Genomic DNA, 15,521 nt, shown 5'->3' on the forward strand with positions numbered 1-15,521 from the left:
CCGGGCTAATCGACCGGGAATCGTAAAGAAACAAGTCCACGCCCAAGCCGTACGGGGTCCGCCGGAGGCAGGCTTATGCGCAACTATCGGTGGGGCCAGTCTGGTACAAGCCTCGACCCACCTGCGGCAATCGGGCATGGTGTGGGGGCAGCCTATGCCCCAGGAATCGTATGGATACCGTTCCCGCGCCAACAGCAGGTAATGCGCCCGCCACGACGTCGGCGCCTCCCGCCGACGCGGGAACAGCCCTGCGGGAACTCAGCTTCCCCGCGCTCAATGCGGCATTGGATGACTACCTCGCACGAACAGGTGGCACCAAAGCCGGCCCATGGGAACGCTGGTCGCTGATCGTCGGCATTGCCGGCGCAGGGCTGAGCATGCTGCTGGGCAGTGTTCTATCCGGCAAGGCAGCCGCTATAGGCATCTTGTCTGGCCTTGTCATAGAAATCCTGGGCCTTGGCATTTCCACCTACCTGCAAATACGCCGTGAGTGGCGCCAGTTCCGAGAGGCTCGCCGGGAACATGCGCGGGAAATCGAAGAGAGCTATATCCACTACGACCAACTGATCCAGCAGTTGCGTGCCTTTCCGCTGGAACAGCGCCGCCGGCGCTTACGCTATATCCGGGACCGGCGCACCACAATGCACGAGCGCTTGGGCTTGTTCACAGGCGGAATGGAACGGCTGGGTGTACTTCCCTTACTCCTGGCGCTTTACCTGCAGTTCAAGGACTGGCGGTTGGGGGACTGGAACACGTTCGCAAGCATCACCTTGGTGCAAGGCCTCCTCGCATTCGCAATCCTCCTGGCCTACGCGCTTTCATGGCACCTGATCAGCCTTCGTGCTCGCGTGCAGGCCTACGAACTGCTCCTGGCCGAGGCCAATACACAGGACGGCGAGTAGCCGCAAACCGCGCTTCAAACATCCAGTCGCCCCTTCGCGATGACAGGCAAGGACATGCCCGACACCACGAACCACCCCGCATCACGGCTTGCCCCATTGCTGGCCCTGCTGCTCCTGCTGGCCTGGGCACTGCCGGCGGCCGCCGCCGACGTATGGGTGAACACCAGCTCGGGCGTCTACCACTGCCCCGGCGGGCAGTATTACGGCGCCACCAAACGCGGCCGCTTCATGTCAGAACGCGAAGCCGCGCAGCACGGGTATCGCGCCGCCTATGGCCGCACCTGCTCCCCGGCGAGGCCGCAGCCGGCCGGCAGCAAGTCATTCAACAGCTGACGCCGCCGGCCAGGAACGCTGCTCCGGCAGCCACCGCTCGCGTCTGGATCAACACCGGCTCGCACGTCTATCACTGCCCCGGCACGCGCTACTACGGCGCCACCAAGCAAGGCCGCTATGCCAGCGAGGCCGAAGCCGTCGCCGGCGGCAACCGGCCGGCGCATGGGGCACGCTGCAACTGATGAGGACGCATCGCGTGCCTGCTACCCTGAATGGGCCAGATGATTGGAGGCAGGCATGACCAACGCGGTACTCACCACATCCGAAAGCTCTGCCTACGACGATCAGATCGAAGAGCGCTACCACTTCCCGGCCACCTATTTGAAGCAAGCGCAAGCTGCGGTAGGTGACTTCGTTCTCTACTACGAACCACGCCGAACCACGGGGCCGCATAGCGCTACCGGGCGCCAGGCCTACTTCGCCATGGCAAGGCTCACGGCCGTTGAGGCGGATCCGCGCTCCCCGGACCACTACTACGCGCGAATCTCCGAGTTCATGGAGTTCGACCGTGCCGTCCCCTTCAAGGAGGGCGGCCACTACTACGAATCCATGCTCAAGAAGGAGGACGGGAGTACCAACAAGGGAGCGTTCGGGCGGTCGGTGCGCAATATCCCACTCAACGAGTTCGCCGCCATCGTGCAGGCTGGGTTCGCGACCGAGTTGGAACCGTGGGAGGCCCCCACACCGGACGAGCCAATGTTCGACATGAGCCAGGCGGAAGAAGCGCCGCCAGAGTACGTGCCCCGCGCCATCGTCCAATGCGTCATCAACCGGAAGTTCCGTGATGCGCGCTTCAGGCGCCACGTGCGCAGCGCCTATGACAAGACTTGTGCGGTTACCGGCCTGCGCCTGATCAACGGCGGTGGCCGCCCCGAAGTGGAGGCCGCCCATATCCGCCCGGTCGAGAACGACGGGCCAGATACCGTGCGTAACGGCATTGCGCTGACGGGAACGGCGCACTGGCTGTTTGATCGCGGGCTGATGAGCTTCTCCGATGACTACGACATCCTGCTGTCGCCGCACGGCGTGCCCGACGGGCTGGACAAGCTGATCCGCCCCGAAAAGAAGCTCATCCTTCCCGACAACCCTGCATGGCGGCCACACCCAATCTACCTCCAGTGGCATCGTCGGGAAAGATTCAAAGCTTGAGGCAAATGCGTGATCAATAGGCGCCGGTCGATCTGATTATGTCCAGTGGCGGATAGTTATCTGCGCGCCCTCACCTGATTAGTGCCGCTCGGCAAGCCGCTGCTAGAAGCAGAGATTATTGGCTAGATGAACTACCGCCCAGCAAATATGTAAGCTAATGTGCTTCCACTCCAAGACTGGGGGAGAGAGGGGGAGAGGGGCGATGCCCGCAGCCGTAACGAACTATTGCAGGCGCCTCCAAGAAACCTACCTAATTGGCATTGGGAATACCGTTCACTTTGAACTACCCGTCGTCACCGTCACTTGGCGGGTGTTGATACATTTCTCGCCGATCTCAAGTTGTGCCAGTTCGCGCAGAAGAGGGCCGTGCTCGGCCATGCAATAGACAATAGTTGACGTTTTCCAGTATCAAATGAATATCCCAGACCTGCTCATAGCCAGGGCTTATGGCAGCACATTCAAGAACGACTTGGAGGTTTCATGCTTCGCTTCGCCATGATAGTGGGAGTGTTGCTTTTTACCGCCGGATGCGTCCATTTCGATCCCGCAGGAAATAATCAGGATGAGTGCCTGGTCAACAAATCAGGAGCCGATCCTAGCAAAGCCAACGATCGTGGCAGATCTGCAACAGTGAAGGTCATTCGATATACAGACGATGGCCTCTATGTAGATCGCTGCGACTTTACGGACGCACTGCTTGAGCTTCAACAACCCAAGCCGCAAGTGGTTGTTCTTTATGTACATGGATGGAAGCATAATGGAGAAAGCGGCGACACCGACCTGATAGAGTTCAGTCGCCTGGTAGACACCTTGGCTTCCAATGAAGCGGCACGCGGCCATGATCGGCGCGTTGTCGGCATATATGTTGCTTGGGATGCCAAGCGCACAAGCGTTCCTATATTGAAGGAATTCACGTTCTGGGGTAGAAAACGCGCAGCAGACCGCATCAGCCAATCCGCGGCAATTACAAGGCTACTTGGCGCGATTGACAGAACTGCAGAGAAGCGAGCTGATCCGGATGATTTGACCATATACGTCGGGCATAGCTTTGGTGCGCGCATTCTCTATTCGGCAACAGCCCAGCTACTCGTTCATCGCCTTCAACTTGCCCACCCTGGGGAAAGAGGGCAGTCATTCGAACACATGAGCGGCACGGGAGATCTCGTACTGCTGATCAACCCGGCATTTGAGGCCTCACTTTATTCAGTATTTGCGGCTCAACAGAATCGCTGGCAAGAGTCTTTCCTTTCCTCGCAACTGCCCGTCCTACTGGCAATTTCAGCAGAGAACGATGCTGCCACCAAAACCGCATTCCCACTGGGTCAACTGGCAGGGCTGGAGCTCTCCCAACGGCGGCGAACTACACTTGGGAACTACAAACCCTATGTTACGCATCGACTGGGGCCATGCGCGGCGGATGCATCACTGGCATGTAACGAAACGTCATTTGAGAACTACTGCGCCAAAGGCGTCTGCCTGACACGAAACACAAGCGGTAGCTACCCCCACAATCCATTCATTGTTGCGCAAGCTGATTCAACGATTGTCGACGGCCATGGAGGTATATGGAAGCCGCAGTTCATAGCGTGGCTCACCAGCTTTATCGGCGAGTTGGACAAGAAGAAATCTGAATCCACGAAGCAGTAGATAGCTCCTAAAAGTTCCATGACAATCCAGATGCACAACGAGCTGGCATCTACTGGTTCGGCAATCTAGAGCGCTTAGCAGCAGCTCAGATCATCTGAGCTGCTGCTAGGTCACTGCAGCCTTGAAACAACACTTCGCGGTGTTTGCTGAGCCCGCAGGATTGTCTGGTTTGCCGATCATGGCTCACAGGCCCACGTGATCTGACGGATGGATGCTCCCGTGCACCTACCTTCGGTGCACGCACCACGCTCTACGCTAACGCCGGCAACTCGATCACCAGCCGCCCCTCCTGCGCGGTGATGCGCAGCTTGGCGCCGATGGCAAAGCCCAGCTGCTCCAGCCACAGGCCGCTCAGGCGCAGGTGCGGGACGGGTTGGTCGCCGCCGTGGCCGTGGGCGCCGGGGTAGTAGGTGTAACTGACGGTGCACTGGCGGGGCTGGCGCGGGCGGCGCGGTGCGCTCAGGCGGCCGGGGCCGGTGGGGAGCGGGTCGGGCTCCAGCTCCGGCGGTGGCAGCGGCGGCAAGGCGTCGAGCAGTGTTTGCGCGGTTGTGCGTGCATGGCGGCGGGGCGGACGCTTGGCGGTTGGGGCGGCGGATGCGCGGCGGCGGCTCATGGCGCCCCCTGCGGGTTGTAGGCGGAGTGAGCCACACCGCTGCACTCGTGCAGGGCGACGTTGATGCGGATGGACAGGCTGCGCAGGCATTGCGCCAGCACGCCGGGCTGACAGAGCAGGTGCACGGTGAGATCGTGGTTGGCCTGCTCGGTGGCCGCCAGTGCGGCCAGCCGCTGCATGACGTCGCCCACTTCAAGCAGCAGGGCGTGCGCGCCCTCCGGCAACAAGTAAGCCGGCGCGTGGGCCGGCGGGGATGGTGCGGTGTACATGGCAACGCCCTCCTGGAATACGCCAAGTACCGCCGCCCGAAGGCGACGGGATGTCGGGAGGTTCGAAACCGTACATAGTCGGCGGGCGTATTTCCCCGAAGGGTGTTGTATTAGCCGCCCTCCCGACGCAGGCATCACGTCGGCTTGCGCCCGAGGATTGGACACAAAAAACCCACCGGTTTGACGGAGGTGGGTACCGCTATGTACGGAGTTTCGACGCTCCTTGGTGGTGAGAGTGCTACTGCCTGGGGGTGATGTCAATAGCAATATAAGGTCGACCGGCGAAAGAAAATTCTTACAATCAATCAGGAAAACATACGGACCCAGTCATCGCAAAGCTTCCTAAAAGAGCGACTTCCATCGTAGGCTTGCTGTAAATCCATCCGAGCAGATAACGCTGGCTGATCCAGCACTTCGCCGTAACACTTCCCTTCCATTTGTGAGTTCAGCCACCCCTTCGCATCACGAGGCGCTTCTGCATCAACGACCTTGTGTGGGTCATAGCAAAACCCTCTGACCCCATGGAGCGACTGGGCAGAAGCAATAAACCAAGCCTCATACTCCCTTTTCGCCATGACAACAGACACTAAGCGACCAGCAATGTGAGCTTGGGCATTCGCCAATATTTCTGGCCCTCTGATTGCAGGACAATCATCATCCGCATCAACCAGAATTAGTACTCTCCCCTCATCACCGCCCTTTACTGCAGCCAAAGAAAGATAACGGCAAAACTCTTCTGGTTTATTGAGGAATCTATCCTTATGAACCCTAATTGGATGCCTAACTTCAATATACACATCTGGAGTTTTCCACTGTGCTATCCGGCGCAAAAGCACAGGCAAAGCCGCCTCTTCTCCGTGCCCCTCGACTATCGGAACAATTGCAGCACTCACTCTCGAATACTCCCAAACAGGTCAGGCTGATTTCTCTCTTGATCCTGAAGAACCTCAGGATCAGGCGCCAATTGATTCAGCCTTAGCAACTCTCCTGCCGAGAAAAGCCGCTCTCGCATAGCCTTTCTTGACGCACTATCCAGCCTCGCAATCTTTGTTTCACCGCCCTCGGAAACAACCGCAAGAAGAGACTCAGGATCAATGTCGGAATCATCCAGAAGATCTGGACTATGGCTTGTCACAATAATTTGAACGTTGCTAGACGCTCGGGTAAGGGCATCTCTAAGTGCGGCGCTCGCAGCCGGATGCAGAGCTGTCTCAGGCTCTTCAATTCCAACAACTGTAGGTGAAAAATCCTGATTGCTTTGGAATAAAGCGGCCAAAACTCCAAGGGCACGAAGTGTGCCGTCCGACATGCTCTGCGCCAAAAAGCGCCAGGGATGCAAGGACCCGGCCATCTCTTGGCGAAATTCAAGTGTCTCCATTGGCCCCACCGCTTTCCGCTCAAAGCCATGCACCATCGGAACTACGGTCTGAAGATATTCCTCAATAACCTTAATTTGCCCTGGCGCATTCCGCTCCAAGTGCCCTATAACGCTTGCTATATTCTCACCAACAGGCTTAAGGAGCCGACCATCCTGAGGCTTCTGAAGATCACGCATCAGTTTTGGGTTTAAGTTATAAAAACCCATGGAAACCAAGGCATCAAAAACAGGCCTAAATGCAGACATGCCTGACACAGCAACCAAGGCCAACCTATCTGATGTAATGGCTGGAAAAGTATCCTCGCTACTTTTTTTGAGCACTCCGCGCTCAACGCTATAGTAGGGCCCCTTTCCCTTTTTACCGATCCCACACTCTTCGTTTTGAACTTCGTACCCACCCTTCTTAAGGGCTCCGACATTAAAGGCAAAATATGCATCCCGCCCATCATTAGGAAGTACAAACTCCAAACGGACTCCGAAGTGAGTGGGATGACCACTAGAGCGACGCCTTACCTCAGCAAGCCCGCCGCGTTCATTCAGCGCGTTATCAAGGGAGCCGAGCAACGCATCTCTCACCAGGTGTAATGCATCCAGAAAATTACTTTTCCCAGACCCATTGGTACCTATCAGATAAGTCAATGGATGCAGCCTAACATCGCACCCGCCGATGCTTTTGTAATTCCGCAACACCACTCGAGTGAGGAACACAGAGCTTTTCATATGGTCCACCTAATACGTATTAACCCAACCACAATGGGCCTCTAACTGCATGAACAATCGAAAGCCCAATTGAGCACACATTTAGAATGACAACTATAGATAGAAAAAGGGCGGCTAACGCCGCCCCTCTCCACGCTCTTATCAAACCCCAACAGGATTCGCCTTCTCCGGATCAATGTTGTACTGCTTGATCGCCCGGGCCACGTCCTTCGCGGTCATCTTGCCGTCCTTCGCCAGCGCAGCGATGGCGGCGTGGGCGATGTAGTAACGGTCCACTTCGAAGAAGCGGCGCAGGTTGGCGCGGGTGTCGGAGCGGCCGAAGCCGTCGGTGCCCAGTACCGAGTAGGTCATCGGCACGAAGGCGCGGATCTGGTCGGCGTAGGCGCGCACGTAGTCCGTTGCGGCGATGGCCGGGCCCTGGCGGCCTTCCAGCAGTTGGGTGACGTAGGGCTTGCGCTGGTCGGCTTCCGGGTGGAGGCGGTTCCAGCGCTCGGCGTCGAAGCCGTCGCGGCGCAGTTCGTTGAAGCTGGGACAGGACCAGATGTCGGCGGTGACGCCGAAGTCCTTGTCCAGCAGTTCGGCCGCGGCGATGGCCTCGCGCAGGATGGTGCCGCTGCCCAGCAGCTGCACGCGCAGTTCGCCCTTCTTCGGCTTGCCGGCGTCGGTGAGCAGGTACATGCCCTTGATGATGCCGTCGGCTGCACCTTCCGGCATGGCCGGGTGGGTGTAGTTTTCGTTCATCAGGGTGATGTAGTAGTACTCGTCGATCTGGTCTTCCATCATGGCCTTGGTGCCATGCTGGAGGATCACGGTGACCTCGTAGCCGAAGGTGGGGTCGTAGCTGCGCACGTTGGGGATGCCGCCGGCCACCATGTGGCTGAAGCCGTCCTCGTGCTGCAGGCCTTCGCCGTTGAGCGTGGTGCGGCCGGCGGTGCCGCCGAGCAGGAAGCCGCGGGTACGCATGTCCGCGGCCTGCCAGGCCAGGTCGCCCACGCGCTGGAAGCCGAACATCGAGTAGTAGATGTAGAACGGCAGCATCGGCACGTTGGAGACCGAGTAGCTGGTGCCGGCGGCCATCCACGAGGCGATGGCGCCCGGCTCGCTGATGCCCTGCTGCAGCACCTGGCCGCTCTGGTCTTCGCGGTAGTACATGAGCTGGTCGGCGTCGACCGGCTTGTACTTCTGACCGTAGGGGGCGTAGATGCCGATCTGACGGAACAGGCCTTCCATGCCGAAGGTGCGGGCTTCGTCGGCGACGATGGGCACCAGGCGCGGGCCCAGTTCCTTGTCGCGCAGGCTGATGTTCAGCGTCTGCACGAAGGCCATGGTGGTGGAGTAGCTGCGCTCGCCCGAATCCTTGAGCAGGCGCTCGTAGGTTTCCAGCTTGGGCGCGTTGAAGGATTTGTCGGCCTTCTGGCGGCGCTGCGGCAGGTAGCCGCCGAGCGAGGCGCGGCGCTCCTGCAGGTACTGCACTTCCGGCGAATCCGGGCCCGGGTGGTAGAACGGCACCTGGCCGTCCTTGAGCTGTTCGTCGGTGACCGGGATGTTGAAGCGGTCGCGGAAGTGGCGCACCGCTTCGTCGTCCAGCTTCTTGGTCTGGTGGGTGGGGTTGAGCGCCTCGCCGGCGCTGCCCATGCCGTAGCCCTTCACGGTCTTGGCCAGGATGACAGTCGGCATGCCCTTGGTGTTCACGGCCTGGTGGTAGGCGGCGTACACCTTGTGCGGGTCATGGCCGCCGCGGTTCAGGCGCCAGATGTCGTCGTCGGACAGGCTGGCCACCATGGCGGCGGTTTCCGGGTACTTGCCGAAGAAATGCTCGCGCGTGTACGCGCCGCCGAAGGCTTTGCAGTTCTGGTATTCGCCGTCGACGGTTTCCATCATCAGCTTCTTGAGGACGCCGTTGGTGTCCTTGGCCAGAAGCGGATCCCAGTAGGAGCCCCACAGCAGCTTGATGACGTTCCAGCCGCCGCCACGGAACACGCCTTCCAGTTCCTGGATGATCTTGCCGTTGCCGCGCACCGGGCCGTCCAGGCGCTGCAGGTTGCAGTTGACCACGAAGATCAGGTTGTCCAGGCCTTCGCGGCCGGCCAGGGCGATGGCGCCCAGGGTTTCCGGCTCGTCGCTCTCGCCGTCGCCGATGAAGCACCACACCTTGCGGTCGGACTTCTCGATCAGGCCGCGGTTTTCCAAGTAGCGCATGAACTGCGCCTGGTAGATGGCCGCCAGCGGGCCCAGGCCCATGGACACGGTGGGGGTCTGCCAGAAGTCCGGCATCAACCACGGGTGCGGGTAGGACGACAGGCCGCCGCCGTCCACTTCCATGCGGAACTTGTCCAGCTGCTGCTCGTCGATGCGGCCTTCCAGGAAGGCGCGCGAGTAGATGCCCGGGGCGCTGTGGCCCTGGATGAACAGCAGATCGCCCGGGTGGCTGTCGCTGGGGGCGCGCCAGAAGTGGTTGAAGCCCACGTCGTAGAGCGTGGCGCCGGAGGCGAAGGAGGCGATGTGGCCGCCCAGGTCGCCCGGCTTGCGGTTGGCGCGCACCACGGTGGCCATCGCGTTCCAGCGGATGATGGAGCGGATGCGCCATTCCAGCTCGGCGTTGCCGGGGCTCTTGGCCTCCAGCTGCGGCTCGATGGTGTTGACGTATTCGGTGGTGGGGGAGAACGGCAGGAACGCGCCCGAACGACGGGTCAGCTCAACCATGCCTTCCAGCAACTGATGCGCGCGCTCGGGGCCCTCGACATCGATAACGGCCTTCAACGACTCGATCCACTCCTGGGTTTCCAGGGGGTTCGGGTCGTTGTTCAGCACTTCATTCAACCAGTTCATTGGCGCTCCCAGTTACGGCACGCACGCGCGCGCTTGTTCAGTAGTTTTGAGCCGCAAAGTGTAGCGCACCCGCCCGCCCTCAAAGCTGGCTACGGCTGCGTATGGCCTTGCGGATCGCGGTGTCTGGCGGACAGGACGCGACAGGCCGATGGCCGTTGGCGGGACAGCGGCGGACAGGCGCGACGCCCTGCCCGCCTGCGTTCCAGAGCCCAGCCGTAGAGCCGGGCAACGCCGCCCCGGGGCATTTCCGGCCAAGCTCCTGTCGGGCGATGCCCGGCGCTACGGAACACCGTGTTCCCTGTAGAGCGGGGCAGCGGCCCGCTGGGGCTTTACCTGCGAAGGCCCCACCGGACACTGCCCGGCGCTACAGAACACCGCACTCCCTGTAGAGCAGGACAACGCCGCCCTGGGCATTACCAGCGAAAGCCCCGGCGGGTGTTGCCCGGCGCTGCAAGGCATTGCTTTCATCACCTGTCCCACACGGCAACGCTGGCATGGCGGCGGGTCAGGGCGATGACAGCCGCCTGACCGGCGTTTCCCACCGGGTTTGCAAGATTGCGGTTTTCGATATATCGTCTTCCGCAAATTCGATATATCGAAATCATGACACCCGCGCTGCCGCCACCCTCCCGCCAACGCCCCGCCGCACGCCCGCTCGGCCGCGGCGACCTGCGCCTGCTGCTGCTGTCGCTGCTGGCGCAGGCGCCGCGCCATGGCTACGAGCTGATCCAGCTGGTCGGCGACATGTTCCTGCGCGTGTATACGCCCAGCGCCGGCTCGGTGTACCCGCTGCTGGCCGACTTCGAGAAGCAGCGCTGGGTGGCGGCCGAGGAGGACGGCGGCCGCAAGCGCTATCGCGTCACCGCGATCGGGCAGGCGCAGCTGAAGCTGCGCGAGGCCGAGGTGGAGGCGGCGCAGCTGCGCGCCCGACACAGCGCGCGGGTGATCGCCCGGGCCAACCAGCCGCCGGCGGTGCGCGAGGCCATGCACCGGCTCAAGCAGGCGCTGGTGCTGCGCAACGGCCGCTGGGAAGACGCCGACGCCGAACGCATTGCCGCGCTGCTGGACCAGGCCACGGCGCAGATCCGGCAACCGACGTAACCCGTATTCTCCATGTCCGCCTTGTAGGAGCGACTTCAGTCGCGAAAGGGCTTCACCGGTAAAGCCACATCGCGACTGAAGTCGCTCCTACGGATGGATACCCCCCCACCTGGAGTCCCCCATGCCCCACGAAAACCGCACCCTTCGCCTCACCCCACGCTTCCGCCAGCTGCAGGTGCTGCGCAGCGAGCGCCTGACTCCGAACATGCAGCGCATCGTACTCGGCGGGCAGGCGCTGGCCGGCTTCGAAAGCCCGGCGCCGGACGACCACGTCAAGCTGTTCTTCCCCAACGCCGAGGGCGTGTTCGTGCTGCCGGAGCTGACCGAGCAGGGGCCGCGCTACCCGGAAGGGCAGGCGCCCTCGCCCGCCCGCGACTACACCCCGCGCCACCACGACGCCGACGCCGGCGAGCTGGTGCTGGACTTCGTGCTGCACGGCCATGGCGTGGCCTCGACCTGGGCAGCCAACGCGCAGGCCGGCGATGCGCTGGTGGTGGCCGGGCCGCGCGGCTCGCACCTGGTGGCCGACGACTACGACGCCTATGTGCTGATCGGCGACGAGACCGCGCTGCCGGCCATCGCGCGGCGCCTGGCCGAGCTGCCGGAACACGCGCAGGCCGAAGTGCTGATCGAGATCCCCGAGGAAGGCGACCGCCAGCCGCTGCCCAGCGCCGCGCAGGTGCGGGTGTCGTGGCTGGAGCGCAACGGCTTCGACGCGGCCAGCAGCACCCTGCTGGAGGATGCGCTGGTGGATTTCGAGGCGCCCGACGGCGATGCGTATTACTGGATCGCGCTGGAATCGCGGCGCGCGCGCATGATGCGCAAGTTCGTCGAAGGCCACCTGCAGGTGCCCAAGGACTGGATCCGCGCCACCGGTTACTGGAAGGCGCATCCGGACGAGGCGGAGTGAGCCGTGGCGGCGAAGGGCCGCTTCACTGCCCTGCAGTGAAGCGACCCCGGGCCGGCGCGGCCCGCCTCACACGCCGAGGAAGCGGAACGGTTTGGCCGCCTTGAACCGGGCGTTGGCCTCGCCCGAATAGATGGTGCGCTGGTACTGGCCCAGGTCCAGCCGCTGGGTGGTGCCGGTCGCCGACGAGAAGTCGATCTTCTTCAGGTCCACCCAGAACACGTTGGGCGCCAGCGCCGATTCGAAGAAATACAGGCCGCGCTTCTGGTCGGCCACGGTGCGCCAGCGCGTGGAGGAGATGTTGGGCTGGTCCGGCGTGGTGATGCCGTAGGGCACCGACACGTTGCGGATCACGCTGAAGGCCGAGGCGATGGCTTCAACCGGGTCCTCGGACTTTGGAATCGCGTTGACGTAGAACGAGGCGCGGGCGAAGCGGTCGGCGGCGCGGTTGGTGCCCGGCAGCATCACCGTGCCGCCGATCTCGCGCCAGTATTCGTTGAGCGCCAGCTGTTCCTCGAAGACCGGCGAGTTGGTCATCACCTGGTAGTCGCGGCTGTGGTGGATGACCTGCCGGCCCTTGATGTATTCGATGATGGCGCTGTCGCCGCTGGCGTCGGACAGCGACAGGTGCAGCGTGGCCAGGCGCTGCTCGCCGGGCGGGCTGTCGGTGATCAGGGTGAACGGTTCTTCCGCCAACGCCTTCACCGCGGCGTCGACGCTGGCGAAGTTGTCAAGCATGTACTGCGTCCACGCCGAAATGCTCAGGCCCGGTTTGCCGCTCTCGCGTTCGGGGTACTCGGATTCGGCCAGCCACAGCAGGTTGGCGACCAGGCCGGCCTCGTTCATGCCGTCGGTGGTGGCGATGTCGTAGGCGCTGGCGATCACGCTGCCGTAGCGCGAGGTCCATTGCAGCGAACGCGGCCCGGCCTCGCCGCTGCGTGCCATGCCGCGCGGAAAGATCCACAGGTGGGTGCCGGTGTCGATCTTGTAGTCCATCGAACGGCCGGTGATCACCTCGCCGTCGGCGCCGTGGTAGACGAAGCGGGTGCAGGCGTTGGCCTCCTGTACCAGTCCCAGGCCGCCGGCGACCAGGGCGATGCAGGCGGCGATGATGGATTTCCCCGGATTGTTCATGACGAAACTCCTTGTCCGTGCGCATGCCGATGGTGGCGGGCCAAGCCTAGCAAGCCGTTCCCGCCGCAAGGTGACGAGCGGGGCGCCATGCCCGCGACGCAGTACGTATCGCCCGCGCGGCTCCGGCGGCGCTGACTGCTATGCTTTCGGCGGTCCCTCCGGTCGCCCGCCATGACGCTCCCTATTTCCCGCCGTTTCCGTCTTCCCGCCGCTGCCGCGCTGCTCGCCGCCGGCCTGGGCGGCTGTCTGGCCACGCCCGGCCCCACGGTGTCCGGCGACGGCCGCTGCGATGCCTCGCAGTTGCAGTGGGCGGTGGGCCAACCCGGCGACGAGGCGAACATGCGCCGGCTGGCGCGCGAGAGCGGCGCCGGGCTGGTGAACCCGATCGGCCCGGCCACCATCGTCACCCAGGACATCCGCCCGGACCGCCTGCGCGTGTTCCTCGACGCCGGCAACACCATCACCGCGGTGCGCTGCGAGTAAGCCTCCCGGTGCGGGAAGAATGAGAAAGGCCCGCCGACGGCGGGCCTTCGCGCATGGGCGATGCGACAATCGCGTCCCGGTCATGACGAAACAGGCGGCAACGTGGGCAAGCTGACGATGGCGGCGATGGAAACCCTGCGCGAACGCATGGCCGACGATGGCCGCTGCGACGCGGCGCTGGCGGGGTTCGAGCGGCCGCAGGCGCTGCGCGAGCCGCTGCGTGCGCTGGTGCAGGCGCAGCACCAGCTGCTGCAGGCCGAGCATGAAGTCGCGCAGGTGGCCGACGTGCTGCGCCGCGACCAGAAGTACGCGCCGGCAGGGCGGCCGTCGATCCATATCGTGCAGCTGCGCAAGCAGCAGGCGGCGGCCAAGCAGGTGATGCTGATCGCACGCCAGCGGCTGGCGCAGGTGGCGCAGACCTTCGTGCAGGCCAGCGGGCTGGCGGTGAAGGCGAAGCAGTCGCCGAGCGAAGCGGTTGCGGCGTGGCTGCAGGCGCTGCGCTGATCCGGCGACGCCGGTCTGCAAAGCGACCCCGCTCCACGACAGCCCTGAAAAGCAGAAGGCCCGCCGATGGCGGGCCTTCGCTTGTTGCGTCCGGGCGACGTGCCCCGGCGGGGGTTTATTCGGCCTTCGGAATCGAGGCTTCGGTGGTGATGCGCACCTTGACCTCGTCGCTCACGGCCGGGGCGTAGGCGCCCACGCCGAAATCGCTGCGCTTGAGCGTGGTGGTGGCGTCGAAGCCCACCGACGGCACCTTCATCATCGGGTGCTCGCCGGCACCGTTGATGGTCACGTCCAGGGTGACCGGCTTGGTGGTGCCCTTGACGGTCAGGTCGCCGGTGACGGTGAGCTTGTTGGTGCCGGCCGCTTCGACCTTGGTGCTCTTGAAGGTGGCGGTCGGGAACTTGGCGGCGTCGAAGAAATCGGCGCTGCGCAGGTGCTCGTCGAACTTGGCGGTGAAGCTGTTCAGGCCGGCCAGCGGCAGGGTCACTTCCACGCTGGACTTGGTCACGTCGGCGGCGTCGTAGACCAGGGTGCCTTCGGCCTGGCCGAAGTGCGCGCTCGGGTTGGAGAAGCCCATGTGGCTCCACTGCACCAGCACGTCGGTGTGGGACGGGTCGAGCGTGTACGTACCCGAGGCGACTTCGATCGGCGCCACGTCGGCGGCAGCCGGAGCGGCGGCTTCGGCCGGGGCCGCGGCGGTGGTGTCGGCCGGCGCGGCGGTATCGGCCGGCTTGGAGCAGGCGGTGATGGCGGCGGCCAGGGCCAGCGGGAGCAGCAGCTTGGTGACGGTGGACATGGGTGTCTCCTGTGGATGCGGATGGGAAGGCTGGAGCGTTTTCAGCTTACCGGTGCCCCGGGCAGACCGGGCGCCGGGTGGGAACAGCGGTCAGGCGATGCGCGCGGCTTCGTCGAAGGACAGGCGCGGCAGGCGCGCGAACACGCCGGCCGGATCGCCATAGCCCAGGTTGACGAGGAAGTTGGACTTGATGGCGGTGCCGGCGAAGAACGCCGCGTCGACCTTGGCGTTGTCGAAACCCGACATCGGGCCGGCTTCCAGCCCCAGCGCGCGCGCAGCCATCATCAGGTAGGCGCCCTGCAGCGTGCCGTTGCGGAAGGCCGCCTCGTGGCGGCCTTCGCGCGGGCCGTCGAACCAGGACTTGGCGTCGGTGTGCGGGAACAGGTAGGGCAGCTTTTCGTGGAAATCCTCGTCGTAGCCGACGATCACCGTGACTGGCGCAGCCATCGTCTTGGCCAGGTTGCCCTCGGACAGCGCCGGGGCGAGCTTCTGCTTGGCCTCGGCCGACTTCACGAACACGAAGCGCGCCGGCGTGGAGTTGGCCGCGGTCGGGCCCCACTTCAGCAGGTCGTACAGCGCGCGCAGCTGGCTGTCCTCGACCGGGCGGTCCTGGAAGGCATTCTGGGTGCGTGCGGTGCGGAACAGCTGGTCGAGCGCGGCGTCGGCGAGAACGTCAGACATGGAAACTCCGTGATGGATTGGCTACGGTCGTGGCCTTGTGCGGGAAAGCCCCGGACAATGCCACCGCAGCAGAGG

General features: G+C 63.3%; 16 protein-coding genes. 8 read left to right on the plus strand and 8 right to left on the minus strand.

Annotated features, from left to right (window positions below; all coding sequences use genetic code 11):
* The first annotated feature begins 170 nt into the window (after positions 1–170).
* The 4 genes from CQ393_RS00120 to CQ393_RS00135 all read left to right on the plus strand — a co-directional run bounded on the left by CQ393_RS00120 (position 171) and on the right by CQ393_RS00135 (position 4,031).
* On the plus strand, positions 171–902 hold the full coding sequence (locus CQ393_RS00120; protein WP_153189602.1) for a hypothetical protein: 732 nt from the start codon (positions 171–173) through the stop codon (positions 900–902).
* A 54-nt stretch (positions 903–956) separates the two neighbouring features.
* A complete protein-coding gene (locus CQ393_RS00125) occupies positions 957–1,235 on the plus strand; it encodes a hypothetical protein (RefSeq protein WP_228114202.1) in 279 nt (92 codons plus the stop codon).
* Between the two features lie 237 nt (positions 1,236–1,472).
* Complete coding sequence (locus CQ393_RS00130) at positions 1,473–2,384, plus strand: HNH endonuclease (protein WP_153189603.1); 912 nt, start codon at positions 1,473–1,475, stop codon at positions 2,382–2,384.
* A 480-nt stretch (positions 2,385–2,864) separates the two neighbouring features.
* On the plus strand, positions 2,865–4,031 hold the full coding sequence (locus CQ393_RS00135) for a hypothetical protein (protein WP_153189604.1): 1,167 nt from the start codon (positions 2,865–2,867) through the stop codon (positions 4,029–4,031).
* A 250-nt stretch (positions 4,032–4,281) separates the two neighbouring features.
* Here the strand turns inward: CQ393_RS00135 and CQ393_RS00140 are convergent, their stop codons facing one another.
* The 5 genes from CQ393_RS00140 to aceE form a co-directional block, all read right to left on the minus strand.
* Positions 4,282–4,644: a SymE family type I addiction module toxin gene (locus tag CQ393_RS00140; protein WP_153189605.1), complete on the minus strand. Its 363-nt coding sequence runs from the start codon at positions 4,642–4,644 to the stop codon at positions 4,282–4,284.
* Positions 4,641–4,913 (minus strand): hypothetical protein, encoded by a 273-nt coding sequence (locus CQ393_RS00145; protein WP_153189606.1) that lies wholly within the window; start codon positions 4,911–4,913, stop codon positions 4,641–4,643. The genes CQ393_RS00140 and CQ393_RS00145 overlap by 4 nt, the downstream gene beginning before the upstream one ends.
* A 305-nt stretch (positions 4,914–5,218) precedes the next feature.
* Entirely contained in the window at positions 5,219–5,806 is a 588-nt protein-coding gene (locus CQ393_RS00155; protein WP_343199418.1) for a DUF4276 family protein, read from the minus strand.
* Positions 5,803–7,011, minus strand: coding sequence for an AAA family ATPase (locus CQ393_RS00160; protein ID WP_153189607.1), 1,209 nt, complete (start codon positions 7,009–7,011; stop codon positions 5,803–5,805). The genes CQ393_RS00155 and CQ393_RS00160 overlap by 4 nt, the downstream gene beginning before the upstream one ends.
* A 141-nt stretch (positions 7,012–7,152) precedes the next feature.
* Positions 7,153–9,840: a pyruvate dehydrogenase (acetyl-transferring), homodimeric type gene (aceE, locus tag CQ393_RS00165; protein WP_153189608.1), complete on the minus strand. Its 2,688-nt coding sequence runs from the start codon at positions 9,838–9,840 to the stop codon at positions 7,153–7,155.
* A 603-nt stretch (positions 9,841–10,443) separates the two neighbouring features.
* Here aceE and CQ393_RS00170 point away from each other — a divergent pair.
* Positions 10,444–10,941, plus strand: a complete 498-nt coding sequence (locus CQ393_RS00170; RefSeq protein WP_153189609.1) for a PadR family transcriptional regulator — start codon at positions 10,444–10,446, stop codon at positions 10,939–10,941.
* Between the two features lie 121 nt (positions 10,942–11,062).
* Positions 11,063–11,851 carry a siderophore-interacting protein gene (locus tag CQ393_RS00175; protein ID WP_153189610.1) on the plus strand — a complete coding sequence of 263 codons (789 nt, stop codon included), beginning with the start codon at positions 11,063–11,065 and terminating at the stop codon, positions 11,849–11,851.
* 66 nt (positions 11,852–11,917) lie between these two features.
* Here the strand turns inward: CQ393_RS00175 and CQ393_RS00180 are convergent, their stop codons facing one another.
* A complete protein-coding gene (locus tag CQ393_RS00180; protein ID WP_153189611.1) occupies positions 11,918–12,982 on the minus strand; it encodes a linear amide C-N hydrolase in 1,065 nt (354 codons plus the stop codon).
* A 171-nt stretch (positions 12,983–13,153) separates the two neighbouring features.
* Between CQ393_RS00180 and CQ393_RS00185 the strand changes: the two genes are divergently transcribed.
* Positions 13,154–13,465 carry an I78 family peptidase inhibitor gene (locus CQ393_RS00185; protein ID WP_153189612.1) on the plus strand — a complete coding sequence of 104 codons (312 nt, stop codon included), beginning with the start codon at positions 13,154–13,156 and terminating at the stop codon, positions 13,463–13,465.
* A 60-nt stretch (positions 13,466–13,525) separates the two neighbouring features.
* Positions 13,526–13,969, plus strand: coding sequence for a hypothetical protein (locus CQ393_RS00190; protein WP_153189613.1), 444 nt, complete (start codon positions 13,526–13,528; stop codon positions 13,967–13,969).
* Between the two features lie 115 nt (positions 13,970–14,084).
* On the opposite strand, the gene CQ393_RS00195 is transcribed toward CQ393_RS00190, so the two are convergent.
* Together CQ393_RS00195 and CQ393_RS00200 are read right to left on the minus strand one after the other, a co-directional pair.
* Entirely contained in the window at positions 14,085–14,765 is a 681-nt protein-coding gene (locus CQ393_RS00195) for a YceI family protein (protein WP_153189614.1), read from the minus strand.
* 90 nt (positions 14,766–14,855) lie between these two features.
* Positions 14,856–15,446 carry a malonic semialdehyde reductase gene (locus tag CQ393_RS00200; protein ID WP_153189615.1) on the minus strand — a complete coding sequence of 197 codons (591 nt, stop codon included), beginning with the start codon at positions 15,444–15,446 and terminating at the stop codon, positions 14,856–14,858.
* Between the last annotated feature and the right edge of the window lie 75 nt (positions 15,447–15,521).

Source organism: Stenotrophomonas sp. MYb238 (assembly GCF_009496535.1).
GTDB lineage: Bacteria > Pseudomonadota > Gammaproteobacteria > Xanthomonadales > Xanthomonadaceae > Stenotrophomonas.